This window comes from Serratia sp. AR11, from assembly GCF_056376275.1.
Genome location: NZ_CM150739.1, coordinates 4,318,663 through 4,343,765, shown reverse-complemented (window position 1 = coordinate 4,343,765; position 25,103 = coordinate 4,318,663). Strand labels below are relative to the sequence as shown.

Genomic DNA, 25,103 nt, shown 5'->3' with positions numbered 1-25,103 from the left:
CGCGCTTGCCGCACCCCCTTTTGAGTTATTTTCACTATGCAAGAACCCGTTTTTCGCGTTGGTGAGTGGTTGGTTACTCCCGCAGACAACAAAATAAGCCGTGATGGGCGCCAGTTGGCGTTGGAGCCGCGCTTAATCGATATGCTGCAATATTTCGCCCGGCACCCGGATGTGGTGCTGAGTCGCGATGAGCTGATCGATAACGTTTGGAAGCGCAACATTGTCACCAACCATGTGGTGACTCAGAGTATTTCCGAACTGCGCAAATACCTGAAGGACGGTGACAGCAACAGCCCGGAATACATCATTACCGTGCCCAAGCGCGGCTATAAGCTGGCTGCGCCAGTGATGTGGTGTGAAGGGGAAGAGACAGGCATACCTGCGCTACCGCGGGTGGCGGTCATCACCCATGAGCCGGAAGATGGCAGTGAAGACGATGACGTTGATTATCAACCGCCAAAACCCAGCCAGGCAAAAACATCGCCGGCAAAGTCGAAGGTGGCTTTTTATCGACAATCGCCGTTCTGGGTGTGGCTGGCTTTCCTGGCGGCATTGAGCGCCTGCGTGGTGTTTGTGGCCATTGCAACTTTGTCGCGTCGCATACCGGAATCCACCATGCCGGTGCTGATGAACCCGCGGGATATTGATATCCGCATTCAGGGGGGCAACAGCTGCAGTAACTGGACGCCGCAACTTTCCTATGTCGTCGGCCTGAGCGAAGTAGTCACGGACTCGCTAAATACCTATTCCACTTTCCTGGTGCACGATCAAACCAACTATAACTACACCGGGCCAAGCAGTTCGGGTAAATCGCTGACCATTGAGTTCGTCAACCAGCGCCATTATCGTGCGCAGCAATGTTTCCTGTCGGTACGGCTGGTGGACAATGCGGACAGCTCGATCATGCTGGATAAGCGCTACTTTGTTACTACAGACAATCAACTGAAAATTCAGGAGGACTTCCTGAGTAGCCTGTCTGTGGCCCTCAATCAGCCGTGGCCGGCCCCTTTGCAGCAGCGGTTGATGAAACTCTTGCCAAACTCAGGCCCGGAACTGCAGCAGTATTACCAGGCACATCAGTTATTGATCCAGGGGGATATCGATTCTTTGACCCATGCCAGTCGCATGCTGGGTGATATGGTGAAATCGTCTCCGGACTTTATTTATATTGCGGCCGAAAAAGCGCTGGCAGACTTACTGCGTAATTCTTATCAACCTTTTGATACTGTGCAGTTGGCGCAACTGGATACGGAGATAGCTCGCCTGGATGCACTGCCCGCTTTAAAAGACAGCCCCATAATTCAGCAAATTCATACGATACGGGCACTGGGAGAGGGGAAAACCGATGAGGCTTATCAGGCGATAAATAAAGGCATCGAGCTGCAGATGTCATGGATGAATTATGTGTTACTCGGCAAAGTTTATGAAATGCAGGGCTACAATCGCTTGGCTGCAGACTCCTATATCACGGCATTTAACCTGCGTCCGGGCGAGAATACCCTGCACTGGATCCGTAATGCCGTCTTCCATACCTCAATAAACACCGTAGTTCCCTACCTCGAAAACTACAATCCGGATAAACAACCCAATTAAGCCACGCCGCCGAGTCAGATAGTTGACCGGCGGTGTTATTTATTGTGTTTTATTTGTTAAGTCCCATTAACTTATTGGTTGATTTGTTTCTCTCTTTTATTTTCATTTGTTAGTGAAAATAACAACGCTATCTTAATGTTTTTATTGGTTGTTTATCTTTTCTTGAGCACGTGTTTATCTCTTGATGTGTTAATGAAAAACCTCAGTTTATCATTTGTATGATCATGAGCGTAATATCACTTTATCTTTAGGACTTTATTCCCGCCAATCATTAGCATCCTGACTATCAAGTCCGGTCATTAGCAAATTTGCTTAGCGGCCAAGACTTATAAGAAATCAAAATCAGGAGAAACTGACCATGGGTTCATCCAAGAAAATAGGGCTTATTGCCTGCACCGGTGTGGTTGCCGGTAATATGATGGGGAGCGGTATTGCCTTATTACCCGCGAACCTGGCAAGCCTCGGTTCTATCGCCATCTGGGGATGGGTAATCTCTATTATTGGCGCGATGTCACTGGCTTATGTCTATGCGCGTCTGGCCACCAAAAACCCTCAGCAGGGTGGCCCTATTGCTTACGCAGGTGAAATTTCCCCGGCGTTTGGTTTCCAGACCGGTGTGCTTTATTACCATGCGAACTGGATCGGTAATTTGGCTATCGGTATTACCGCAGTTTCTTATCTCTCTACCTTCTTCCCTGAATTGAATAATCCGGTACCGGCAGGTATTGCCTGTATCGCCATCGTCTGGATATTCACCTTTGTTAACCTGCTCGGCGGGACCTGGGTCAGCCGTTTGACCACCCTCGGCCTGGTGTTGGTGCTAATCCCGGTGATTGTCACCGCGACTGCGGGCTGGCATTGGTTCGACGCGGCAACCTACCACGCTAACTGGAACACTTCCGGTACCACCGACAGCCATGCGGTAATCAAAAGTATTCTGCTGTGCCTGTGGGCGTTCATCGGCGTAGAGTCTGCCGCCGTGAGCACCGGCATGGTGAAAAACCCGAAACGCACCGTACCGCTGGCAACCATGCTGGGTACCGCGCTGGCCGGGATTATCTACATTGCGGCCACTCAGGTGATGAGCGGTATGTTCCCGGCTAGCCAAATGGCTGCCAGCGGTGCACCGTTCGCCGTCAGCGCCTCCGCCATTATGGGTAACTGGGCTGCACCACTGGTCTCCGCCTTCACCGCCTTTGCCTGCCTGACTTCACTGGGTTCGTGGATGATGCTGGTTGGCCAGGCCGGGGTTCGTGCCGCCAACGACGGTAACTTCCCGAAAGTTTATGGTGAGGTCGATAAAAACGGCGTGCCGAAAAAAGGCCTGCTGCTGGCAAGCTGCAAAATGACCGCGCTGATGGTGCTGATTACCGCCATGAGCTCCGGCGGCGGTAAAGCTTCCGACCTGTTCGGCATGCTGACCGGTATTGCGGTGCTGCTGACCATGTTGCCTTACTTCTACTCTTGCGTAGACCTGATCCGCTTCGAAGGCGTCAATATCCGTAACCTGTTGAGCCTGATCGCCTCGGTTCTGGGTTGTGGCTTCTGCTTCATCGCACTGATGGGGGCCGAATCGTTCGAACTGGCCGGTACCTTCATCATCAGCCTGATCATTCTGATGTTCTACGCCCGCAAAATGAATACCCGTCAGACAGAGAAAGCCAATGCTGTAGCCATCGAAAACAGCTCAACGGCCAAAGCGCACTAAGCGCGTACTGACCCACTTCTTAATTCAGCCCCTTGCAACAACAATTGTCATCCGTGATGGCAAGGGGCTCGCATTACCTGGAGAAATGATTATGAACATTATTGCTATCATGAACCACATGGGTGTCTACTTTAAAGAAGAGCCTATCCGCGAACTGCACAAAGCATTGGAAAGCCTGGACTTCCGCGTTGTCTATCCGAACGATCGCGACGACCTGTTAAAGCTGATCGAAAATAATGCACGCTTGTGCGGGGTGATTTTCGACTGGGATACATACAACCTTGAGTTGTGTGAAGAAATCAGCCAGTTGAATGAATACATGCCGCTGTATGCATTCGCCAATACGCATTCAACCCTGGATGTCAGCCTGAACGATCTGCGCATGCAGGTGCGTTTCTTTGAATATGCGCTCGGTGCGGCTACCGATATCGCTGCCAAGATCAAACAAAACACCGATGAGTACATCGATACCATCCTGCCGCCGCTGACCAAGGCGTTGTTCAAGTATGTTCGTGAAGGCAAATACACCTTCTGTACTCCAGGCCACATGGGCGGTACCGCCTTCCAGAAAAGCCCGGTCGGCAGCCTGTTCTACGATTTCTTTGGCGCCAACGCCATGAAGTCCGACATTTCTATTTCGGTTTCCGAACTGGGTTCACTGCTGGATCACTCCGGTCCGCACAAAGAAGCTGAAGAATACATTGCCCGCGTGTTCAACGCTGAACGCAGCTATATGGTGACTAACGGCACTTCTACCGCCAACAAAATTGTCGGCATGTATTCCGCACCGGCCGGCAGCACCGTATTGATTGACCGTAACTGCCACAAATCGCTGACTCATCTGATGATGATGAGCGACATTACGCCAATCTATTTCCGCCCAACCCGTAATGCTTACGGCATTCTCGGTGGTATCCCGCAGAGTGAATTTGCCCGTGACACCATCGCCAAACGTGTTAAAGAAACACCAAACGCCACCTGGCCAGTGCATGCGGTAATCACCAACTCTACCTATGACGGTCTGCTGTACAACACCGATCATATTAAGAGCGCGCTGGATGTGAAATCTATTCACTTTGACTCCGCCTGGGTGCCTTACACCAATTTCCACCCGATTTACAAAGGCAAATGCGGCATGAGCGGCGGCCGTGTGGAAGGGAAGGTGATTTATGAAACCCAATCCACCCATAAACTGCTGGCGGCATTCTCTCAGGCCTCAATGATCCACGTGAAAGGCGATATCAACGAAGAAACCTTCAACGAAGCCTACATGATGCAAACCACCACTTCACCGCACTACGGTATCGTGGCATCTACCGAAACTGCCGCGGCGATGATGAAAGGTAATGCCGGTAAGCGTTTGATTAATGGCTCTATTGAACGTGCTATCAAGTTCCGTAAAGAAATCAAACAGCTGAACGTTGAGTCCGAAGGTTGGTTCTTTGACGTCTGGCAGCCAGAGCACATCGATCAGGCTGAATGCTGGCCGCTGAAGTCTGACAACGCCTGGCACGGGTTCAAAAATATCGATGATGAACATATGTATCTCGACCCGATCAAAGTGACTCTCCTGACCCCAGGGATGAGCAAAGAGGGTGAAATGCAGGAGTTTGGTATCCCGGCCAGCCTGGTTGCCAAATACCTGGATGAGCACGGCATCATTGTTGAGAAAACCGGCCCGTATAACCTGCTGTTCCTGTTCAGCATCGGTATCGATAAAACCAAGGCTCTCAGCCTGCTGCGCGGTCTGACTGACTTTAAACGCTCGTTCGATCTGAACCTGCGGGTGAAAAACATGCTGCCTTCGCTGTATAAAGAGGCACCAGAGTTTTATGAAGACATGCGGATCCAGGAGCTGGCTCAGAATATCCACAACCTGGTGAAACACCATAATCTGCCTGACCTGATGTACCGCGCCTTTGAAGTGCTGCCGGCGATGGTAATGAACCCGTTCCAGGCCTTCCAGAAAGAACTGCACGGTGAAGTGGAAGAGGTTTATTTGGAAGACATGGTGGGCAAAGTGAATGCCAACATGATCCTGCCATATCCTCCGGGTGTTCCGCTGGTCATGCCGGGTGAAATGCTCACCGAGGAAAGCCGTCCGGTTCTGGAGTTCCTGCAAATGCTGTGCGAGATCGGCGCGCATTATCCAGGCTTCGAAACTGATATCCATGGCGCTTATCGCCAGGCGGATGGACGTTACACCGTGAAGGTGTTGAAAAACGATAAATAAGTGAACTAACAAGGGGAGGCGCTTGCGCTTCCCCTTTTGTCGTTCCCCGACTGATGGGAGAAAACCATGAAAACACCCTCACAGCCGCGCGCAATCTACTATGTCGTAGCCATACAAATTTGGGAATATTTCAGCTTTTACGGCATGCGTGCGTTACTTATTCTCTATCTTACCCACCAACTTGGTTATTCCGATAGCCGCGCCATTAGCCTCTATAGCGCTTACGCTTCTCTGGTCTATGTCACGCCGATCCTCGGCGGCCTGCTTGCCGATCGCCTGCTGGGCAACCGCGTAGCGGTCATTGCCGGAGCGGTATTGATGACGCTGGGCCATATCGTGCTCGGCCTGAGCGCCGTATCGACACAATCACTCTATCTCTCGCTGTCGATCATCATCTGTGGCTACGGCCTGTTTAAATCCAATATCAGCTGCCTGCTGGGCGAGTTGTATCAACCGCAGGACTCGCGCCGGGAAGGGGGCTTTTCACTGCTGTATGCCGCCGGTAATGTCGGCTCGATCCTGGCGCCCATTGCCTGTGGGTTGGCGGCTGAACGCTACGGCTGGCACGTCGGCTTTGCGCTGGCGGGTATCGGTATGCTGGCCGGGTTGACGATCTTCCTGTTCGGCAGCCGTCATTTCAGCCATACGCGCGGTGTGGATCGGGCGCAGATGTGCGTCACCACGCTGCGGGTACCTAATTGGGTATGGCTTGGTGCCATGCTGCTGTTGGCCCCTCTGTTCTTCACTTCACTGTTCATTTACGACCTGGCCGGCCAATTACTGATGCTGGTGTGTGCCGCCGCCGTCGTGATGGTGATCCGTATAATGGCCCGGGCTACAACAGTGCAGCGCCGTGGGCTGTGGCAGATAGTGATGTTGATGTTGTTGGGCACTTTGTTCTGGGCCTTTGCCCAGCAGGGCGGTAGTTCGATCAGCCTGTTTATCGATCACTTTGTCGACCGCCAATGGTTTTCCTGGACGGTCCCGACCGCATTGTTCCAGTCGGTTAACGCTTTTGCCGTGATGTTTGGCGGTGTGATGCTGGCCTGGCTGGTGCGGGGCAACGGCAATGGCAACCCCACTCTGCGGATTTGGGGAAAGTTCGCCTTTGGTTTACTGCTGATTGGCGTGGGGTTTACCCTGATGGCGCTTAACGCCCGTTACGGGCAGGGCTCGATGAGCCTGATGATCGCCGGGCTGTCGGTGATGGGGCTTGCCGAACTGTTTATCGATCCGGTCGCCATGGCGCAGATTACCCGGCTGAATATCCCTGGCGCTACCGGGGTGCTGACTGGTATTTATATGCTGACTACCGGCTCGATAGCCAATTACCTGGCTGGTATTATCGCCGGCCAGACCGCTGAAGACCCGGCAACGGGGGCGACGGCGCAGGCCTATGTTCACCTGTTTGCTCAAATTGGCTGGTGGGCTATGGGCTGTACGGCGGCAGTGGTGGCGGTGTTGGCCATGTGGTGGTTGCTGTCCGGCCGTCATATCCGTGCGGTTAATGCTTGATTGATGGTATGACGGGGGTTAACGTGCAGCTATCTGGACGTCATTAAGCCTAATCAATGAATAACAATCAATTATCCGCACAGCTAGCCCGCCAATTGGGTGCACACCGGCACTTGCTGGTGGCATTCAGTGGCGGGCTGGACTCCAGCGTGCTATTGCATCTGCTGGTAGGGTTACGGCAGCAATTGCCGGACTTGCAGCTTCGCGCGGTGCACGTGCATCACGGCCTGAGCGCTTTTGCCGACCAGTGGGTAACACACTGTCGGCAACAATGCGTTGCCTGGCAGCTACCCCTGGTGGTTCAGCACGTGCAGGTTGATAGCCAGCAGGGCGGTATCGAAGCCGCAGCCCGGGCGGCACGCTACTCGGCTTTTGCCAGCACGCTGGCGGCCGATGAAACCTTGCTTACCGCGCAACACCTTGACGACCAATGTGAAACCTTCCTGCTGGCGCTAAAACGTGGCAGTGGCCCGGCGGGCCTGTCGGCCATGGCTGCACAGACGTCGCTGGGGAATAATCATTTGCTGCGCCCACTGTTGGGTCACTCTCGCCAGCAGTTGGAGGCCTATGCGCAGCAACATCAGCTCAGTTGGATTGAAGACGACAGCAATCAGGACCCACGCTTCGACCGAAACTTTTTGCGCCTGCAGGTGTTGCCGCTACTGAATCAGCGCTGGCCGCACTTTGCTGCAGCGACGGCACGTAGTGCCAGCCTGTGCGCCGAGCAGGAGCAATTGCTGGATGAATTGCTGGCAGAGCAACTGCACAATCTGCTCGATGAAGACCGTGCGCTGGCGATTGATGGTTTGCTGGGATGCTCAGCGGCCCGACGTTTCGCCTTGTTACGCCGTTGGATCGCGCTATTTGGCGTTACTATGCCTTCTCGCGAACAGTTGCAGCGGTTATGGGAAGAAGTGGCGCTTAGCCGTGAAGACGCCGAACCCCAGCTGCAATTGGGACAATATCAGTTTCGCCGCTTCCGCCGCCGCTTGTATCTGCTGCCGCTGATGGCCGATCTGCGTGAAATCAGTCTAAGCTGGTCATTGGATAATTCGCTGATGCTGCCGGATGGGTTGGGTGAACTGGTCAGTGGGGAAGGAGACATCTGTTTGCGTGCGCCGCAATCACAGCAAAAAGTGAGCATTCGTTTTAGCGCTCAGGGCAAACACCGCATCCTGGGGCGCGCGCATTCTCGTCCGATCAAAAAATTGTGGCAGGAGTTGGGTATTCCTCCGTGGCAGCGTGAGCGTATCCCGTTGATCTATTATGATGACCAGCTGATTGCGGCGCTGGGGATTTTTGTCAGCGAGGCCGGACAAACGCCTGAGGGGCAGCAGCCCTGGCGGCTGCATTGGCGTAAAAAATAATAATTAGACTGAGGAACCATGATGAAATTTGTGAGCGCAATGGCGGTGATGTTGGGTCTGTTCAGCCTGCCTGTAATGGCGGCGGGCGATGCGGCTGCGGGTAAGGATAAGTCCGCCAGTTGTATGGCGTGCCATGGGGCTGAAGGGAAGGTGTCGATGCCTATGTACCCGAATCTGGCTGGGCAAAACGCCATGTATCTGGAGCATGCGTTGCAGGCTTATAAGAAAGGTGAGCGTAACGGAGGGCAGGCGGAAGTGATGAAAGCCTACGTTTCCCCACTGTCTGATGCGGATATTGCCGATCTGGCGGCCTACTATTCCAGCCTCAAACCCTAGGCCAGCCTCAAACCATAAATGACGAGGGCAGCCGTTGGGCTGCCCTGTTGGGATGGCGTTACCGCTAAATCAATCAGACAGGCTGACGACCACGGTACCGATTTCCGGATGACTGAAACTGAGGATGTGATCCAGACGCAAGCTGAGAGCGTCGCCGGCCCGATCGATAATCAGGTACTCAACGCCCTTGGTAAACTTCAGCTCGGTGGCTTTGCCTTCGAATTTTTCTCCGTCGCGTAACTCCAGCTTCAGAATGTAGTTATGCTGACAGGCGAGTTCCAGGCTTTCATAGTCATCGCAATTGATGGATTGGTACTCATCATTCATCAACATAGTCGCTCACCAATAAGTTAGCGGCGGCAAAGGCCGCCTGTTCCCTAACGGAGGACGGTAGCGTGCTATTCGCAGCAACTTCGTCCAATGCCTTTAATACACATGCTAACGCATCAGGCACGTAGCCGAGATCACCACTGCCGATCTCAGCGTAAAAACGGCGTACTAACTCACAGTATTGTTGCACAGTTTCCTCCCTTAAGAACCTCTGCGTCATCGAAGCCTTATAGCGATGAGGCGCAGGCACTCGGAGCTTGACTCTATCCTAGACGACTATAGCACAGCTATTGTGGAGTTATTAGCACCTCAGCGCGGCTTTCGCACCGGGCTTTGCCCGGCCGTGCTGGCCGCGGTTGGGCCAAATCTAGTACACTGTCGCCTGATAATAATGAGGTCACCCATGGCGCTGAAAGCTACTATTTATAAAGCCACGGTCAATATCGCTGATATGGATCGTCACTTCTACCACGACGCCACGCTTACCCTGGCCCAGCATCCTTCCGAAACTGAACAGCGCATGATGCTGCGTTTGCTGGCCTGGATCTGTCATGCCGATGAGCGTCTGGTGTTTACCAAAGGCCTGAGCGCCGATGATGAGCCGGAAATCTGGCGGCGAAACGATCATAACGGGCTGGAAATGTGGATTGAAATGGGCCTGCCGGATGAAAAACGCATCAAGAAGGCCTGCAACCAGTCACCGAGAGTGGTGCTGTATGCTTACGGCGAACGTGCCGGCCACGTGTGGTGGCAATCGATGCAAGGCAAGGTGGCAAACCACAAAAACCTAAGCATCCGTTTCCTGGATGATGAACAATTAGCCAAACTGGCGGCGTTGGCCAGCCGCAATATGACGCTGCAGGCCACGCTGCAAGAGGGAACTATCTGGCTTTCCGATGCTCAGAATAGTCTGGAAATCCAGTTTGCCGAGTGGCAACAGGCGCAGGTGTGACCGGTGCTTGAACTGTCAAGAAATGTAGCCATACCGGATAACGAAGTGGAATTGACGGCGATCCGCGCGCAGGGCGCGGGTGGCCAGCACGTGAACAAAACCTCAACGGCTATCCATTTGCGCTTTGACATCCGGGCATCCAGCCTGCCAGAGTATTATAAGGAAAGGCTGCTGGCCCTGAATAATCATTTAATTACCGCCGATGGCGTGGTGATTATCAAAGCGCAGGAATATCGCAGTCAGGAATTAAACCGCGAGGCGGCGTTGGCCAGACTGGTCACTTTGATCCAGCAGGCGATGGTGGTAGAAAAAACTCGCCGGGCGACCAAGCCCACCAAAGGGGCAAAATTACGTCGTCTGGAAGGCAAGGTACGGAAAGGCGCGACTAAAGCGCTGCGCGGCAAGATCCGCACTTAAGGACACATGAACACAGTAGGAGAATAACTGTGAAGAAAATAACACTGGCCCTGTTTTTAGCGGCAGGGGCACTTTCGTTACTGGGATGTAATAACCACTTCCAGCCGAAAGAACAACCGCTTCAGGCGATGCAACAAAGTTATCAGGGCGTGCTGCCTTGCGCTGACTGCGGCGGTCTGGATACCGCATTATTCCTGGATAAAGACGGTACTTTCGTCCTGCAGGAAACCTATCGCGGCACCAAAGACGGCGATCAAACCTTTGCCGACTACGGTAAATGGGCGCGTACCGCCGATAAGCTGGTGCTGACCGACAGCCGTGGTGATAAGCGTTATTTCCGCCCGGTGGGTAAAAGTTTGGAAATGCTGGATCAAACCGGCATGCCGATTGAGTCGCAGTTGAATTACCGTCTTGATCCGGTAGAGAAAGCCTTGCCTAAAACGCCGATGGCGCTGAAAGGCAGCTACACCTACATGGCGGATGCGGCAGTGTTCAAAGATTGCGCCACCGGTAAAACGTTCCCGGTCGACAATACAATCGCGCTGGAGCAGGGGTATGCCAAGGCGTACAAAACGCCGGGCGAGCCGGTGTTCCTGACGCTGAATGGCCACTTTAGCGTTCAGCCGTCAATGGAAGAGGGGTTAACCGAGAAGGCGCTGGTGCCGGACGGTAAAGTAGCCTTCGACCGCAGTAAAAATTGCGACAGCAAATAACCGCTACAAAAAAACCCGCCTAGGCGGGTTTTTAGTTTCTGCGATAGTGGATTAGCGCTTGATCTGCCCCAGCAAGAAATCAATGACTTCGCCGGTTTTAATCATTTGCTTCTCGCCGACACGGCGGTTTTTGTACTCAATCTCTTCGCTGTCGAGGTTACGGTCGCCGATCACGATAGAGTGCGGTACGCCAATCAGTTCCATATCCGCGAACATCACGCCCGGACGTTCTTTACGGTCGTCGAGGATCACGTCGATACCGTGGGAACGCAGAGTGTTGTACAACTCCTCCGCCAGCGCCTGCACGCGGAAGGATTTGTGCATGTTCATTGGCAGAATAGCCACCTGGAATGGCGCAATAGCGTCAGGCCAAATGATACCGCGTTCGTCATGGTTCTGCTCGATAGCGGCAGCGACCACGCGGGTGACCCCGATACCGTAACAACCCATGGTCAGCACCTGATTACGGCCATCTTCACCCTGAACGGTGGCTTTCATCGCTTCCGAGTATTTGGTCCCGAGCTGGAAGATATGGCCCACTTCGATACCGCGTTTGATCAGCAGTGTGCCTTTACCGTCCGGGCTGGCATCGCCTTCAACGACGTTACGGATATCGGCAACCTGTGGCAGCGGCAGATCGCGCTCCCAGTTGATGCCGAAGTAGTGTTTACCGTCGATGTTGGCGCCGGCGCCAAAATCACTCATCGCCGCTACGCTGCGATCGGCAACCACGGGAACCTGCAGATTGACCGGGCCGAGTGAACCAGGGCCTGCACCTACGATAGCGCGGATCTCTTCTTCGGTAGCAAAGACCAACGGAGCAGCAACCTGCGGCAGCTTCTCGGCTTTGATTTCGTTCAGTTCGTGATCGCCACGCACCAACAGGGCAACCAACTTGTGGCCGCTCTCTTCTTTAGCACGTACCAGCAGCGTCTTGACGGTTTTCGTCACCGGCAGCTGGAATTGTTCTACCAGTTCAGCAATGGTCTTGGCGTTCGGGGTATCCACAATGCGCAGTTCTTCACTGGCTGCCGCACGCGGCTCAGCCGGTGCAACCGCTTCTGCCAGTTCGATATTGGCGGCAAAGTCGGAGCCGGTGGAAAACACGATATCGTCTTCACCGCTGTCGGCCAGTACCTGGAACTCGTGTGATGCACTACCGCCGATCGAGCCGGTATCGGCATGTACCGGACGGAAGTCCAGCCCCATGCGGCTGAAGATTTTGCTGTAGGCTTCGTACATCGCTTCGTAGGTTGCCTGCAGCGATTCCTGCGAGGTATGGAACGAGTAAGCATCCTTCATCAGGAATTCACGCGAGCGCATGACGCCGAAACGTGGGCGGACTTCATCACGGAACTTGGTCTGAATCTGGAAGAAGTTCAGCGGCAGCTGCTTGTAAGAGCTGATCTCGTTACGGATCAGGTCGGTGATCACTTCTTCGTGGGTTGGACCCAGTACGAATGGACGATCGCCGCGATCGACAAAGCGCAGCAGCTCAGGGCCGTACTGTTCCCAACGGCCGCTTTCCTGCCACAGATCGGCAGGCTGTACCACCGGCATGCAAACTTCGATCGCGTTAGCATTGTTCATTTCTTCGCGAACGATGTTTTCAACCTTTTTCAGAACGCGCAGGCCGGTTGGCAACCAGGTATAAAGACCGGAGGCCAGCTTGCGAATCATCCCGGCGCGCAGCATCAGCTGGTGGCTGATCACTTCGGCATCGGCAGGTGTCTCCTTCAGAGTGGAGAGCAGATATTGGCTAGTACGCATGGTGTTTTGGTTCCGTTAGAACTGCAAATTGCAACCGGCTGCCAGTAGTAGGGCAGCCAAAATTTTCGAAAGTGGTCGAGGCCGTGTCCCGCCATTGACCGTGGTGCCGTCGCAGACCCAAAAGCCCGTAATCAAGGCAGAGGGTGCAGGGCATAGCGGGCCTACGTTCAAGCCCGACAACGCAGAGTACGGGCTTTTGGGGCGCGACCCGAAGGGCTGGGGCCATTTGAACGCGCACCTGTGTTACGAGCCGCTTATTTGGCCCACCAAACCTCACGACTCGCGCCTTGCTGCGCGCTCAAATGACCGCCAGCGGCGCTCACGGACAATGGTGGGATACGGCCTATTCTACCAGTGCGAGCGGGTTGTCAAAAGAGAGACGGTGGAATTTTAACGCAGGTCGAGAGACAGCACCTCGGTTTGTTGACCCACCACTCGCCAGCGCACGTTGAAATCCAGTAGCCAGACGGCATAATCCCGTTCTGCTGCTTGCCCCTTGCGGTAGGCTGGACGCGGATCCTGAGCCAGCACCTGACTGATAAAGCGCCGCAGGTGCGGATAACGCCGCTGATGTTGCAGCAACTGTTGTTCCGCTTCTGGTGCAAAGCATACCGGCATATCACCGGCAGGCGCTGCCTGAGCAAACCCGGCGCGGGCCTGTGGCTGGCTTTCGGCAAATGGCAGATAGGGTTTGATATCCACCACCGGCGTGCCGTCAACCAGATCGAGACTGCCCAACTCCAGCACCACTTCTCCGCCCTGCACACGTACGCCTTTTAATTCGATCAGCGACATGCCGAGCGGATTGGGGCGGAAGGTTGAGCGGGTGGCAAAAACCCCCATCCTGGCATTACCGCCGAGGCGCGGTGGCCGGACAGTGGGGCGCCAGCCACCTTCCATGGTTTGATGGAAAATAAACATTACCCACAGATGGCTGAACTCACTGAGCCCGCGTACCGCTTCCGCCTGATTATAGGGCGGCAGCAGCACCAACTCACCGCCACCGTCTTCGACTAACCCCGGTTGGCGGGGGACGGCGAACTTTTCTTTATACGGTGAACGGATGGTACCGATCTGGTTGAAAACAAATTCGGTCATTTGGACGAGACGTTAAGCGCTGAACCCTGGCAAATGGCCTGTTGGTAACAGCCGGCAACACCGCTGACAATCTGGCAGTCATGCAACAGCACGGCATTAGCCTTCATATAAGAAGCGCGGATTTGCATGCGCTTACGAGCGGTCGCCAGATTCGGTGGTGAGTCCTGAACGGTTGTCTGGCAGGATTCGCCAGAGACCTCACCCAGATCGCGGAATGGTTTACCCACTAATTCTTCTGCACTTTTGTACAGTTTAACCGGTGCCGGACGCGCTGCTGGTGTGGGTTTGGTCGGAGTGGTTACTGCCGGTTTGCTGGTGCTGCTTGTGGACGGGGGCGCGAAACGCTGCGACGAACACCCTGCCAGCGCAAGCGCTAACAAACAGAGAGGTAAAGCACGCATTGAGATTCCTCTGCCTTGATGGAATAGTTAAGTGGCGCTATTGAAGCAATCTATGGTGGAAATAACAAGACGGGCCGTAGCCCGTCTAGATATAAGACAAACACCCGAAAAACGTGGTTTTCGGATGTTTGGGGTAATTCAGAAGATCTAATTCTTTGTTTTCATTAGGACTAAATCATTACTTTTAGCCGCAAAGAACTATGCCAACTCTCTCGACGGGCCGTAGCCCGTCTTGCAATTATAGGAATAAATTCGGTAATTAATGATTACCAGCCTTTAACTGCGCCACCGTTAAAGATCTTGTTGGCCGCTTCATTAACTTCGTCAGACTGATAAGCCTGAACGAACTTCTTCACGTTTTCCGCGTCTTTATTATCTTCGCGGGCAACCAGCAGGTTAACGTACGGTGAGTCTTTATCTTCAACAAACAGGCCGTCTTTTGCCGGCGTCAGGCCAATCTGGCTGGCGTAAGTGGTGTTGATCACCGCCAGAGCGATTTGTTGGTCGTCCAGGGAGCGTGGCAGCTGTGGTGCTTCCAGTTCAACCAGCTTCAGGTTTTTCGGGTTTTCAGTCACGTCCAATACGGTCGGCAGCAGGCCAACACCGTCTTTCAGTTTGATCAGGTTAACCTTCTGCAGCAGCAGCAGGGAGCGGCCCAGATTGGTTGGGTCGTTAGGCAGCGCAACCTGAGAACCGTCTTTCAGTTCGTCCAGCGATTTGATTTTCTTGGAGTAACCGGCAATCGGGTAAACGAAGGAGTTACCGACCGACACCAGTTTGTAGCCGCGATCCTTGATCTGCTGATCCAGGTAAGGTTTGTGCTGGAAGGCGTTCAGATCGATATCGCCTTTGCTCAGCGCTTCGTTTGGCAGCACATAGTCATTGAAGGTCACCAGTTCGACGTCCAGACCGTATTTCTCTTTTGCCACTTTTTGCGCGATTTCAGCGACCTGCTGTTCAGCACCGACAATGACGCCGACTTTGATATGGTTCGGATCTTTTTCTTCCTGACCGCAGCCTGCCAGAGCCAGAGTACCGATCAGTGCGCCGATTGCCGCGATGGATTTAAATTTTAACGACATATCCCTTCCTCATTAGACTCGCATTTGAAATACGCTGTGTGAGCGCAGTTGCTGTAAAAACTACTTATGGGTGACGGCCTTGACGATCCGATCACCGAAGAACTGAATCAGATAGACCAGCACCACCAGTAATACTAATACGGTATTCATTACTGTGGCGTTATAACCGATATAACCGTACTGATAGCCAATCTGTCCCAGACCACCTGCGCCGACTGCGCCACCCATGGCGGAATAACCCACCAAAGTGATCAAGGTGATAGTGGCGGCGTTAACCAGGCCCGGCAGGGCTTCCGGCAGCAGCACCTTCTTGATGATTTGCATCGGGGTCGCTCCCATAGCGCGGGCGGCCTCCACCAGACCGGATGGGATCTCCAGCAGGGCGTTTTCCACCATACGGGCAATAAACGGCGCAGCGCCCACGGTCAGCGGCACGATAGCTGCCTGCAGACCGATCGAGGTACCGACGATCAAACGAGTAAATGGAATCATCCACACCAACAGAATAATGAACGGAATGGAACGGAAAACGTTCACCAGCCCGGACAGCGTCCTATATAGCGTGTTGTTGGCGGCGATTTGCCCCGGGCGGGTCACATACAGCAGCACGCCAACCGGCAGGCCGAGTACGAAACCGAAAAAGCCGGAGACAAAGGTCATCATGACGGTTTCCCACACGCCACGAGCCATTAACCACATCATTGCCTCAGACATAACCCAGAACCTCTACTTTTACCTGATTTTCCTGCAGGAACTTAATCGTTGCCAGCGCGTCTTCATCACTGCCGTGCAGTTCTGCCAACATCACGCCGAATTTAACGCCGCCGGCATAATCCATCTGCGCACTGATAATGTTGTTGTTAACGTTGAAACGACGGGCGGCTTCTGACAGCAGCGGCGCATCAACGGATTGGCCGGTGAACTCCAGACGCAAAAGGGGCTGACGGCCGCCACTGCGTTCCGGTGCCAGGCGTTTTGCGTAGTCGTCCGGGATATCCAAATGCAGCGTGGCTTGAATAAACTGCTGGGCCAGAGGAGTTTTCGGGTGCGAGAACACTTCGCTGACGCTGTCTTTTTCAATCAATTGACCCTGGCTGATAACCGCAACCTGATCGCAGATGCGTTTCACCACATCCATTTCATGGGTGATCAGCAGGATGGTCAGACCGAGACGACGGTTAATGTCTTTCAGCAGTTCCAGAATTGAACGGGTGGTGGCCGGGTCCAGCGCGCTGGTGGCTTCATCACACAGCAGGACTTTAGGTTGGCTTGCCAGCGCACGGGCAATCGCCACGCGTTGCTTCTGGCCGCCCGACAGGTTGGCCGGGTAGGCGTCATGCTTGTCTGACAGTCCGACCAGTTCCAGCAATTCGGTTACGCGTTTTTTGATTTCAGCGCGTGGGGTGTTGTCCAGCTCAAGCGGCAATGAAACGTTGCCAAACACCGTACGGGAAGACAACAGGTTAAAGTGCTGAAATATCATACCGATCTGACGGCGAGCGCGCGTCAGTTCGCCTTCAGACAGTGAGGTCAGATCCTGTCCGTCAACCAGTACCTGGCCGGAGGTAGGACGCTCAAGCATGTTGGCGCAGCGGATTAAGGTACTTTTACCGGCGCCTGATGCACCGATAACGCCATAAATTTGCCCGGCAGGGACGTGAAGAGTCACGTCAGAGAGCGCGGTAATGGTGCGCGAACCCTGCTGGAACACTTTGGTGATGTTAGAAAGTTTAATCATATTCTTCTTATTTTAGCGTGGTTGCCCGTGGCTAGATAAAAGTAAACCCCGGCGTGGACCAAGGTATGAGTCAGATGTTAAGGCGTCTAGACGTCCAAGTCAACGATCAACGCTGTTCTCTGCCGTTCTCAGTGCCGGGTAAAACATGCGATACTGTCGGCGTTTTCAGGCCCTCAGGAGCAAACCGGTGACACAAAGCGTTCCAGCAATTTTCCTCGATCGTGATGGCACGATTAATGTCGATCATGGCTACGTTCATGAAATCGATAATTTCCACTTTATAGATGGCGTGATTGACGCCTGTCGCGAACTCAAAAAGATGGGCTTTGCTCTGGTATTGGTGACCAACCAGTCCGGCATCGCGCGCGGCATGTTCAGCGAAGACCAATTTATGTACCTGACCGAGTGGATGGACTGGTCGCTGGCCGATCGCGATGTTGACCTGGACGGTATCTATTTCTGTCCACATCATCCTGATGCAGTAGTAGAAGAGTTCCGTCAGGTGTGCGACTGCCGTAAACCTCAGCCGGGCATGTTGTTGCAGGCGCAGCAGGAATTGAACATTGATATGGCTGCTTCTTATATGGTTGGCGATAAACCGGAAGATATGCAGGCAGCAATAGCGGCAGGCGTCGGGACTAAAGTGCTGGTGCGTACTGGCAAACCTGTCACTGAGCAAGGTGAGAAACTGGCGGATTGGGTGATAAACAGCCTGGCAGACCTGCCGGAAGCCATCAAAAAGCGGGTTTAGTAGGCGTTATGCATGAATAGTGAGCGGTCAGATAAAAAGTGAATATAAACCCTTGTCATTCTGAACCAGCTCCCTATAATGCGCCTCCATCGACACGGGACATGTGAACAACTTCACAGAGTCTCCGGGGTTCGAAGAGAAAAAATCCTGAAAATTAGGGGTTGACTCTGAAAGAGGAAAGCGTAATATACGCCACCTCGAGATAGCAAGCTACGGCGGCTAACTCACTGCTCTTTAACAATTTATCAGACAATCTGTGTGGGCACTCCACAAGACGATATCCAGAACCTTCGGGTTCGAAAAAAATATCAAGTCTTGAAGAGTGACCAAGCAATAAGTTGTTTTGTTGGCTTGTCCAACTGAATGACTATTACGAAAGTTATTTTCGAGCATCGCTTCACGAGTTGAAGCAAATCAAGCTTTTAATTGAAGAGTTTGATCATGGCTCAGATTGAACGCTGGCGGCAGGCCTAACACATGCAAGTCGAGCGGTAGCACAAGAGAGCTTGCTCTCTGGGTGACGAGCGGCGGACGGGTGAGTAATGTCTGGGAAACTGCCTGATGGAGGGGGATAACTACTGGAAACGGTAGCTAATACCGCATAACGTCTTCGGACCAAAGTGGGGGACCTTCGGGCCTCACGCCATCAGATGTGCCCAGATGGGATTAGCTAGTAGGTGGGGTAATGGCTCACCTAGGCGACGATCCCTAGCTGGTCTGAGAGGATGACCAGCCACACTGGAACTGAGACACGGTCCAGACTCCTACGGGAGGCAGCAGTGGGGAATATTGCACAATGGGCGCAAGCCTGATGCAGCCATGCCGCGTGTGTGAAGAAGGCCTTCGGGTTGTAAAGCACTTTCAGCGAGGAGGAAGGGTAGTGTGTTAATAGCACATTGCATTGACGTTACTCGCAGAAGAAGCACCGGCTAACTCCGTGCCAGCAGCCGCGGTAATACGGAGGGTGCAAGCGTTAATCGGAATTACTGGGCGTAAAGCGCACGCAGGCGGTTTGTTAAGTCAGATGTGAAATCCCCGCGCTTAACGTGGGAACTGCATTTGAAACTGGCAAGCTAGAGTCTTGTAGAGGGGGGTAGAATTCCAGGTGTAGCGGTGAAATGCGTAGAGATCTGGAGGAATACCGGTGGCGAAGGCGGCCCCCTGGACAAAGACTGACGCTCAGGTGCGAAAGCGTGGGGAGCAAACAGGATTAGATACCCTGGTAGTCCACGCTGTAAACGATGTCGACTTGGAGGTTGTGCCCTTGAGGCGTGGCTTCCGGAGCTAACGCGTTAAGTCGACCGCCTGGGGAGTACGGCCGCAAGGTTAAAACTCAAATGAATTGACGGGGGCCCGCACAAGCGGTGGAGCATGTGGTTTAATTCGATGCAACGCGAAGAACCTTACCTACTCTTGACATCCAGAGAATTCGCTAGAGATAGCTTAGTGCCTTCGGGAACTCTGAGACAGGTGCTGCATGGCTGTCGTCAGCTCGTGTTGTGAAATGTTGGGTTAAGTCCCGCAACGAGCGCAACCCTTATCCTTTGTTGCCAGCACGTAATGGTGGGAACTCAAAGGAGACTGCCGGTGATAAACCGGAGGAAGGTGGGGATGACGTCAAGTCATCATGGCCCTTACGAGTAGGGCTACACACGTGCTACAATGGCGTATACAAAGAGAAGCGAACTCGCGAGAGCCAGCGGACCTCATAAAGTACGTCGTAGTCCGGATCGGAGTCTGCAACTCGACTCCGTGAAGTCGGAATCGCTAGTAATCGTAGATCAGAATGCTACGGTGAATACGTTCCCGGGCCTTGTACACACCGCCCGTCACACCATGGGAGTGGGTTGCAAAAGAAGTAGGTAGCTTAACCTTCGGGAGGGCGCTTACCACTTTGTGATTCATGACTGGGGTGAAGTCGTAACAAGGTAACCGTAGGGGAACCTGCGGTTGGATCACCTCCTTACCTAATGATATTGATTGCGTGAAGTGCTCACACAGATTGTCTGATAGAAAGTAACGAGCAGAAATACCTTTATAGGCTTGTAGCTCAGGTGGTTAGAGCGCACCCCTGATAAGGGTGAGGTCGGTGGTTCAAGTCCACTCAGGCCTACCACTTCTCGAAGTGGAAAAGGTACTGCACGTGACTGTATGGGGCTATAGCTCAGCTGGGAGAGCGCCTGCCTTGCACGCAGGAGGTCAGCGGTTCGATCCCGCTTAGCTCCACCATATAGTCCTGTATTTCAATACTTCAGAGTGTACTGGCAACAGTATGCTGCGAAGTATTTTGCTCTTTAACAATCTGGAACAAGCTGAAAATTGAAACATGACAGCTGAAACTTACTCCTCCGTAGAAGTACTGGAGTAAGGAGTACCCTGTCATAGAGTCTCTCAAATGTAGCAGCGCGAGAGTGGAAACACTTTTGGGTTGTGAGGTTAAGTGACTAAGCGTACACGGTGGATGCCTAGGCAGTCAGAGGCGATGAAGGGCGTGTTAATCTGCGATAAGCGTCGGTAAGGTGATATAAACCGTTATAACCGGCGATACCCGAATGGGGAAACCCAGTGCAATTCGTTGCACTATCATACGATGAATACATAGTCGTATGAGGCGAACCGGGGGAACTGAAACATCTAAGTACCCCGAGGAAAAGAAATCAACCGAGATTCCCCCAGTAGCGGCGAGCGAACGGGGAGGAGCCCAGAACCTGAATCAGTTCTTGTGTTAGTGGAAGCGTCTGGAAAGTCGCACAGTAAAGGGTGATAGTCCCGTACACTAAAATGCATTAATTGTGAGTTCGATGAGTAGGGCGGGACACGTGACATCCTGTCTGAATATGGGGGGACCATCCTCCAAGGCTAAATACTCCTGACTGACCGATAGTGAACCAGTACCGTGAGGGAAAGGCGAAAAGAACCCCGGCGAGGGGAGTGAAATAGAACCTGAAACCGTGTACGTACAAGCAGTGGGAGCCTACTAGTTGGGTGACTGCGTACCTTTTGTATAATGGGTCAGCGACTTATATTTTGTAGCAAGGTTAACCGTATAGGGGAGCCGTAGGGAAACCGAGTCTTAACTGGGCGAATAGTTGCAAGGTATAGACCCGAAACCCGGTGATCTAGCCATGGGCAGGTTGAAGGTTGGGTAACACTAACTGGAGGACCGAACCGACTAATGTTGAAAAATTAGCGGATGACTTGTGGCTGGGGGTGAAAGGCCAATCAAACCGGGAGATAGCTGGTTCTCCCCGAAAGCTATTTAGGTAGCGCCTCGTGAACTCATCTTCGGGGGTAGAGCACTGTTTCGGCTAGGGGGCCATCCCGGCTTACCAAACCGATGCAAACTCCGAATACCGAAGAATGTTATCACGGGAGACACACGGCGGGTGCTAACGTCCGTCGTGAAGAGGGAAACAACCCAGACCGCCAGCTAAGGTCCCAAAGTCATGGTTAAGTGGGAAACGATGTGGGAAGGCATAGACAGCCAGGATGTTGGCTTAGAAGCAGCCATCATTTAAAGAAAGCGTAATAGCTCACTGGTCGAGTCGGCCTGCGCGGAAGATGTAACGGGGCTAAACCATGCACCGAAGCTGCGGCAGCGACGCTTAGGCGTTGTTGGGTAGGGGAGCGTTCTGTAAGCCGTTGAAGGTGGCCTGTGAGGGTTGCTGGAGGTATCAGAAGTGCGAATGCTGACATAAGTAACGATAAAGCGGGTGAAAAACCCGCTCGCCGGAAGACCAAGGGTTCCTGTCCAACGTTAATCGGGGCAGGGTGAGTCGACCCCTAAGGCGAGGCCGAAAGGCGTAGTCGATGGGAAACAGGTTAATATTCCTGTACTCGGTGTTACTGCGAAGGGGGGACGGAGAAGGCTAGGCTAGCCGGGCGACGGTTGTCCCGGTTTAAGCGTGTAGGGGGAGTGACCTGGTAAATCCGGTTGCTTATTCAACCCTGAGGCGTGATGACGATGCACCACGGTGCAGAAGTAGTTGATGCCAAGCTTCCAGGAAAAGCCTCTAAGCATCAGGTAACACAGAATCGTACCCCAAACCGACACAGGTGGTCAGGTAGAGAATACCAAGGCGCTTGAGAGAACTCGGGTGAAGGAACTAGGCAAAATGGTGCCGTAACTTCGGGAGAAGGCACGCTGGCGCGTAGGTGAAGAGACTTGCTCTCGGAGCCGAAGCCAGTCGCAGATACCAGCTGGCTGCAACTGTTTAATAAAAACACAGCACTGTGCAAACACGAAAGTGGACGTATACGGTGTGACGCCTGCCCGGTGCTGGAAGGTTAATTGATGGGGTCAGCCGCAAGGCGAAGCTCTTGATCGAAGCCCCAGTAAACGGCGGCCGTAACTATAACGGTCCTAAGGTAGCGAAATTCCTTGTCGGGTAAGTTCCGACCTGCACGAATGGCGTAATGATGGCCAGGCTGTCTCCACCCGAGACTCAGTGAAATTGAACTCGCTGTGAAGATGCAGTGTACCCGCGGCAAGACGGAAAGACCCCGTGAACCTTTACTATAGCTTGACACTGAACATTGAGCCTTGATGTGTAGGATAGGTGGGAGGCTTTGAAGCGTGGACGCCAGTCTGCGTGGAGCCAACCTTGAAATACCACCCTTTAATGTTTGATGTTCTAACTCGGCCCCGTAATCCGGGGTGAGGACAGTGTCTGGTGGGTAGTTTGACTGGGGCGGTCTCCTCCCAAAGAGTAACGGAGGAGCACGAAGGTTAGCTAATCACGGTCGGACATCGTGAGGTTAGTGCAAAGGCATAAGCTAGCTTGACTGCGAGAGTGACGGCTCGAGCAGGTACGAAAGTAGGTCTTAGTGATCCGGTGGTTCTGAATGGAAGGGCCATCGCTCAACGGATAAAAGGTACTCCGGGGATAACAGGCTGATACCGCCCAAGAGTTCATATCGACGGCGGTGTTTGGCACCTCGATGTCGGCTCATCACATCCTGGGGCTGAAGTAGGTCCCAAGGGTATGGCTGTTCGCCATTTAAAGTGGTACGCGAGCTGGGTTTAGAACGTCGTGAGACAGTTCGGTCCCTATCTGCCGTGGGCGTTGGAAGATTGAGAGGGGTTGCTCCTAGTACGAGAGGACCGGAGTGAACGCACCACTGGTGTTCGGGTTGTCATGCCAATGGCATTGCCCGGTAGCTAAGTGCGGAAAAGATAAGCGCTGAAAGCATCTAAGCGCGAAACTTGCCTCGAGATGAGTCTTCCCTGGGAACTTGATTCCCCTGAAGGAACGTTTAAGACTAAGACGTTGATAGGCTGGGTGTGTAAGTGCAGCGATGCATTGAGCTAACCAGTACTAATGATCCGTGAGACTTAACCTTACAACACCAAAAGTGTTTTGATTTGAGAGATTTTCAGCGAGTTCCGAGATTGGTTCTGGTGGTTACTGAGGTAACGGCTGGAATGAAACAGAATTTGCCTGGCGGCAATAGCGCGGTGGTCCCACCTGATCCCATGCCGAACTCAGAAGTGAAACGCCGTAGCGCCGATGGTAGTGTGGGGTCTCCCCATGCGAGAGTAGGACACTGCCAGGCATCAATTAAGCCAAGAGGCCATCCGTAAGGATGGCCTTTTTGCTTTGCCTGCTATAAATAAATGGCCGTTATCCCACCAATTTTCATATCACTCTTCAATGCGCATCACATAAATCACGCTATATTCTTCGCCCGCTATTTGTTTTAATCGTTAACTAAACACTAACAATTGAATCACATTTAAACGGCAGGACGTCGACTTCACTGTTTATCTGGCTCGGAGAATATAAAATGACAGAAACAACCTCGGCCATTGAGGATGAAGGGACCGCCGATCTGGCTGTTCAGGACAAAAAGAAACGTATTTTCGCGATTGTTGGGGCTTCATCAGGGAATCTGGTGGAGTGGTTTGATTTTTACGTCTATTCCTTCTGTTCTATCTACTTTGCCGCCTCGTTTTTCCCCGCCGGTAACAGTACTACCCAGCTGCTGCAAACGGCCGGTGTGTTTGCCGCCGGTTTCTTTATGCGCCCAATTGGTGGCTGGTTGTTCGGTTATATTGCCGACAAGCATGGCCGTAAAAACTCGATGCTGATCTCGGTCTGTATGATGTGCGCCGGATCGCTGGTGATCGCTTGCTTACCGACCTACGAGTCGATCGGCAGTTGGGCACCGGTGCTGCTGCTGGTAGCACGCCTGTTCCAGGGACTGTCGGTCGGCGGTGAATATGGCACCAGTGCGACCTATATGAGTGAGGTGGCCATAAAGGGGCGACGCGGGTTCTATGCCTCTTTCCAATATGTCACGCTGATTGGCGGCCAACTGTTGGCGTTGCTGGTTTTGGTGGCGCTGCAGCAAATCCTGTCCACGGAAGAGCTCAAAGCCTGGGGCTGGCGTATTCCCTTCGCGATAGGAGCGGTATTGGCCGTAGTGGCGTTGTATCTGCGCCGTTCACTGAATGAAACTTCCGATGCCGAAACCCGTAACCATAAGGATGCCGGTTCGCTGAAAGGGCTGTGGAAGAATCGCAAAGCCTTCCTGATGGTGCTGGGGTTTACCGCCGGTGGCTCGCTGAGTTTTTATACTTTTACCACCTACATGCAAAAGTATCTGGTCAATACCTCAGGGATGGATGCCAAGCTGGCCAGCGGTATTATGACTGCAGCGTTGTTTATCTATATGCTGCTGCAACCGTTGGTTGGGGCACTATCGGACAAGATTGGTCGCCGTAGCTCAATGCTGATCTTTGCCTCTTTCGCCACCTTACTCACAGTACCTATTCTGTTAACCTTGAAAAATGTCAGCAATCCCTATGCGGCATTCGGTCTGATCGTACTGGCACTGTTTATTGTCAGTTTTTATACTTCGATCAGTGGGTTGCTGAAAGCCGAAATGTTCCCGCCGGAAGTGCGGGCGCTAGGCGTTGGTCTGTCTTATGCGGTGGCTAATGCGATGTTTGGCGGGTCTGCAGAATATGTTGCCCTGTCGCTGAAGTCATATGGCATAGAGAATGCCTTCTTCTGGTACGTTTCCGGCATGTGTCTGTTGGCGCTGATCGTTTCACTTCGCTTGCATCGCAAGGGAAAAGAGATCCAACTGTGAA

General features: G+C 53.1%; 19 protein-coding genes, 2 tRNA genes and 3 rRNA genes. 16 read left to right on the top strand and 8 right to left on the bottom strand.

All coding sequences use genetic code 11. The features are described from left to right. The first annotated feature begins 36 nt into the window (after nt 1–36). The 6 genes from cadC (at nt 37) to ACSOSI_RS20490 (ending at nt 8,752) form a co-directional block, all read left to right on the top strand. The gene (gene cadC / locus ACSOSI_RS20515) at nt 37–1,593 is read left to right on the top strand and encodes a lysine decarboxylation/transport transcriptional activator CadC (protein ID WP_476706061.1); all 1,557 of its coding nucleotides are present in this window, start codon (nt 37–39) and stop codon (nt 1,591–1,593) included. Between the two features lie 358 nt (nt 1,594–1,951). After that, on the top strand, nt 1,952–3,301 hold the full coding sequence (gene cadB / locus ACSOSI_RS20510; RefSeq protein WP_218217287.1) for a cadaverine/lysine antiporter: 1,350 nt from the start codon (nt 1,952–1,954) through the stop codon (nt 3,299–3,301). A gap of 91 nt (nt 3,302–3,392) precedes the next feature. Further along, the gene (locus tag ACSOSI_RS20505; protein WP_476706060.1) at nt 3,393–5,534 is read left to right on the top strand and encodes a lysine decarboxylase CadA; all 2,142 of its coding nucleotides are present in this window, start codon (nt 3,393–3,395) and stop codon (nt 5,532–5,534) included. 66 nt (nt 5,535–5,600) lie between these two features. Then, entirely contained in the window at nt 5,601–7,049 is a 1,449-nt protein-coding gene (gene dtpD, locus ACSOSI_RS20500; protein ID WP_012146471.1) for a dipeptide permease DtpD, read from the top strand. Between the two features lie 56 nt (nt 7,050–7,105). Next, nucleotides 7,106–8,416, top strand: a complete 1,311-nt coding sequence (gene tilS, locus ACSOSI_RS20495; protein WP_476706059.1) for a tRNA lysidine(34) synthetase TilS — start codon at nt 7,106–7,108, stop codon at nt 8,414–8,416. A gap of 18 nt (nt 8,417–8,434) precedes the next feature. Then, nucleotides 8,435–8,752: a c-type cytochrome gene (locus ACSOSI_RS20490; protein ID WP_026142508.1), complete on the top strand. Its 318-nt coding sequence runs from the start codon at nt 8,435–8,437 to the stop codon at nt 8,750–8,752. 69 nt (nt 8,753–8,821) lie between these two features. Here ACSOSI_RS20490 and rof read toward each other — a convergent pair whose 3' ends face one another. Both rof and ACSOSI_RS20480 read right to left on the bottom strand, forming a co-directional pair. Then, the gene (gene rof / locus ACSOSI_RS20485; protein ID WP_368040125.1) at nt 8,822–9,079 is read right to left on the bottom strand and encodes a Rho-binding antiterminator; all 258 of its coding nucleotides are present in this window, start codon (nt 9,077–9,079) and stop codon (nt 8,822–8,824) included. Next, nucleotides 9,072–9,272: a YaeP family protein gene (locus ACSOSI_RS20480; RefSeq protein WP_012146467.1), complete on the bottom strand. Its 201-nt coding sequence runs from the start codon at nt 9,270–9,272 to the stop codon at nt 9,072–9,074. Before ACSOSI_RS20480 ends, rof begins: the two co-directional genes overlap by 8 nt. 213 nt (nt 9,273–9,485) lie before the next feature. Here ACSOSI_RS20480 and ACSOSI_RS20475 point away from each other — a divergent pair, with 213 nt between their 5' ends. Genes ACSOSI_RS20475 through nlpE form a run of 3 tightly spaced genes read left to right on the top strand, consistent with a single transcriptional unit; the run spans nt 9,486 to nt 11,164 of the window. Continuing rightward, complete coding sequence (locus tag ACSOSI_RS20475) at nt 9,486–10,034, top strand: YaeQ family protein (RefSeq protein ID WP_012146466.1); 549 nt, start codon at nt 9,486–9,488, stop codon at nt 10,032–10,034. 3 nt (nt 10,035–10,037) lie between these two features. Then, entirely contained in the window at nt 10,038–10,451 is a 414-nt protein-coding gene (arfB, locus tag ACSOSI_RS20470) for an alternative ribosome rescue aminoacyl-tRNA hydrolase ArfB (protein WP_012146465.1), read from the top strand. Nucleotides 10,452–10,480: 29 nt separating this feature from the next. Continuing rightward, on the top strand, nt 10,481–11,164 hold the full coding sequence (gene nlpE, locus ACSOSI_RS20465; protein ID WP_476706058.1) for an envelope stress response activation lipoprotein NlpE: 684 nt from the start codon (nt 10,481–10,483) through the stop codon (nt 11,162–11,164). Between the two features lie 51 nt (nt 11,165–11,215). On the opposite strand, the gene proS is transcribed toward nlpE, so the two are convergent. From proS to metN, 6 genes are all read right to left on the bottom strand, one after another. Next, a complete protein-coding gene (gene proS / locus ACSOSI_RS20460; RefSeq protein WP_012146463.1) occupies nt 11,216–12,934 on the bottom strand; it encodes a proline--tRNA ligase in 1,719 nt (572 codons plus the stop codon). A 390-nt stretch (nt 12,935–13,324) separates the two neighbouring features. Then, a complete protein-coding gene (gene tsaA, locus ACSOSI_RS20455) occupies nt 13,325–14,032 on the bottom strand; it encodes a tRNA (N6-threonylcarbamoyladenosine(37)-N6)-methyltransferase TrmO (RefSeq protein ID WP_115183944.1) in 708 nt (235 codons plus the stop codon). Then, nucleotides 14,029–14,433, bottom strand: coding sequence for an Rcs stress response system protein RcsF (gene rcsF / locus ACSOSI_RS20450; RefSeq protein WP_012146461.1), 405 nt, complete (start codon nt 14,431–14,433; stop codon nt 14,029–14,031). The genes tsaA and rcsF overlap by 4 nt, the downstream gene beginning before the upstream one ends. Before the next feature lie 266 nt (nt 14,434–14,699). After that, on the bottom strand, nt 14,700–15,515 hold the full coding sequence (locus ACSOSI_RS20445) for a MetQ/NlpA family lipoprotein (protein ID WP_004952177.1): 816 nt from the start codon (nt 15,513–15,515) through the stop codon (nt 14,700–14,702). A 60-nt stretch (nt 15,516–15,575) separates the two neighbouring features. Further along, nucleotides 15,576–16,229 carry a methionine ABC transporter permease MetI gene (locus ACSOSI_RS20440; RefSeq protein ID WP_012146460.1) on the bottom strand — a complete coding sequence of 218 codons (654 nt, stop codon included), beginning with the start codon at nt 16,227–16,229 and terminating at the stop codon, nt 15,576–15,578. Beyond that, complete coding sequence (gene metN, locus ACSOSI_RS20435; protein ID WP_012146459.1) at nt 16,222–17,253, bottom strand: methionine ABC transporter ATP-binding protein MetN; 1,032 nt, start codon at nt 17,251–17,253, stop codon at nt 16,222–16,224. Before metN ends, ACSOSI_RS20440 begins: the two co-directional genes overlap by 8 nt. Before the next feature lie 187 nt (nt 17,254–17,440). Here metN and gmhB point away from each other — a divergent pair, with 187 nt between their 5' ends. From gmhB to ACSOSI_RS20400, 7 genes are all read left to right on the top strand, one after another. Continuing rightward, on the top strand, nt 17,441–18,004 hold the full coding sequence (gmhB, locus tag ACSOSI_RS20430) for a D-glycero-beta-D-manno-heptose 1,7-bisphosphate 7-phosphatase (RefSeq protein ID WP_017893778.1): 564 nt from the start codon (nt 17,441–17,443) through the stop codon (nt 18,002–18,004). A gap of 423 nt (nt 18,005–18,427) precedes the next feature. Next, nucleotides 18,428–19,970, top strand: a 16S ribosomal RNA gene (locus ACSOSI_RS20425). 73 nt (nt 19,971–20,043) lie between these two features. After that, nucleotides 20,044–20,120: transfer RNA gene (locus ACSOSI_RS20420), tRNA-Ile, on the top strand. Between the two features lie 37 nt (nt 20,121–20,157). Continuing rightward, a tRNA-Ala gene (locus tag ACSOSI_RS20415) sits at nt 20,158–20,233 on the top strand. Between the two features lie 205 nt (nt 20,234–20,438). Then, nucleotides 20,439–23,347: ribosomal RNA gene (locus ACSOSI_RS20410) — 23S ribosomal RNA — on the top strand. Nucleotides 23,348–23,444: 97 nt separating this feature from the next. Further along, nucleotides 23,445–23,560, top strand: a 5S ribosomal RNA gene (gene rrf, locus ACSOSI_RS20405). Together the 16S, 23S and 5S rRNA genes with 2 tRNA genes alongside form the textbook arrangement of a ribosomal RNA operon. Before the next feature lie 231 nt (nt 23,561–23,791). After that, a complete protein-coding gene (locus ACSOSI_RS20400) occupies nt 23,792–25,102 on the top strand; it encodes an MFS transporter (RefSeq protein ID WP_012146457.1) in 1,311 nt (436 codons plus the stop codon). The last annotated feature ends 1 nt before the right edge of the window (nt 25,103 follow it).

Coding starts and splice junctions, on each gene's coding strand:
- ACSOSI_RS20440 (WP_012146460.1), bottom strand. CDS start 16,229: ATGTCTGAGGCAATGATGTGGTTAATGGCTCGTGGCGTGTGGGAAACC.
- ACSOSI_RS20400 (WP_012146457.1), top strand. CDS start 23,792: ATGACAGAAACAACCTCGGCCATTGAGGATGAAGGGACCGCCGATCTG.
- rof (WP_368040125.1), bottom strand. CDS start 9,079: ATGAATGATGAGTACCAATCCATCAATTGCGATGACTATGAAAGCCTG.
- cadB (WP_218217287.1), top strand. CDS start 1,952: ATGGGTTCATCCAAGAAAATAGGGCTTATTGCCTGCACCGGTGTGGTT.
- tilS (WP_476706059.1), top strand. CDS start 7,106: ATGAATAACAATCAATTATCCGCACAGCTAGCCCGCCAATTGGGTGCA.
- proS (WP_012146463.1), bottom strand. CDS start 12,934: ATGCGTACTAGCCAATATCTGCTCTCCACTCTGAAGGAGACACCTGCC.
- dtpD (WP_012146471.1), top strand. CDS start 5,601: ATGAAAACACCCTCACAGCCGCGCGCAATCTACTATGTCGTAGCCATA.
- ACSOSI_RS20505 (WP_476706060.1), top strand. CDS start 3,393: ATGAACATTATTGCTATCATGAACCACATGGGTGTCTACTTTAAAGAA.
- ACSOSI_RS20490 (WP_026142508.1), top strand. CDS start 8,435: ATGATGAAATTTGTGAGCGCAATGGCGGTGATGTTGGGTCTGTTCAGC.
- ACSOSI_RS20445 (WP_004952177.1), bottom strand. CDS start 15,515: ATGTCGTTAAAATTTAAATCCATCGCGGCAATCGGCGCACTGATCGGT.
- tsaA (WP_115183944.1), bottom strand. CDS start 14,032: ATGACCGAATTTGTTTTCAACCAGATCGGTACCATCCGTTCACCGTAT.
- metN (WP_012146459.1), bottom strand. CDS start 17,253: ATGATTAAACTTTCTAACATCACCAAAGTGTTCCAGCAGGGTTCGCGC.
- rcsF (WP_012146461.1), bottom strand. CDS start 14,433: ATGCGTGCTTTACCTCTCTGTTTGTTAGCGCTTGCGCTGGCAGGGTGT.
- ACSOSI_RS20475 (WP_012146466.1), top strand. CDS start 9,486: ATGGCGCTGAAAGCTACTATTTATAAAGCCACGGTCAATATCGCTGAT.
- cadC (WP_476706061.1), top strand. CDS start 37: ATGCAAGAACCCGTTTTTCGCGTTGGTGAGTGGTTGGTTACTCCCGCA.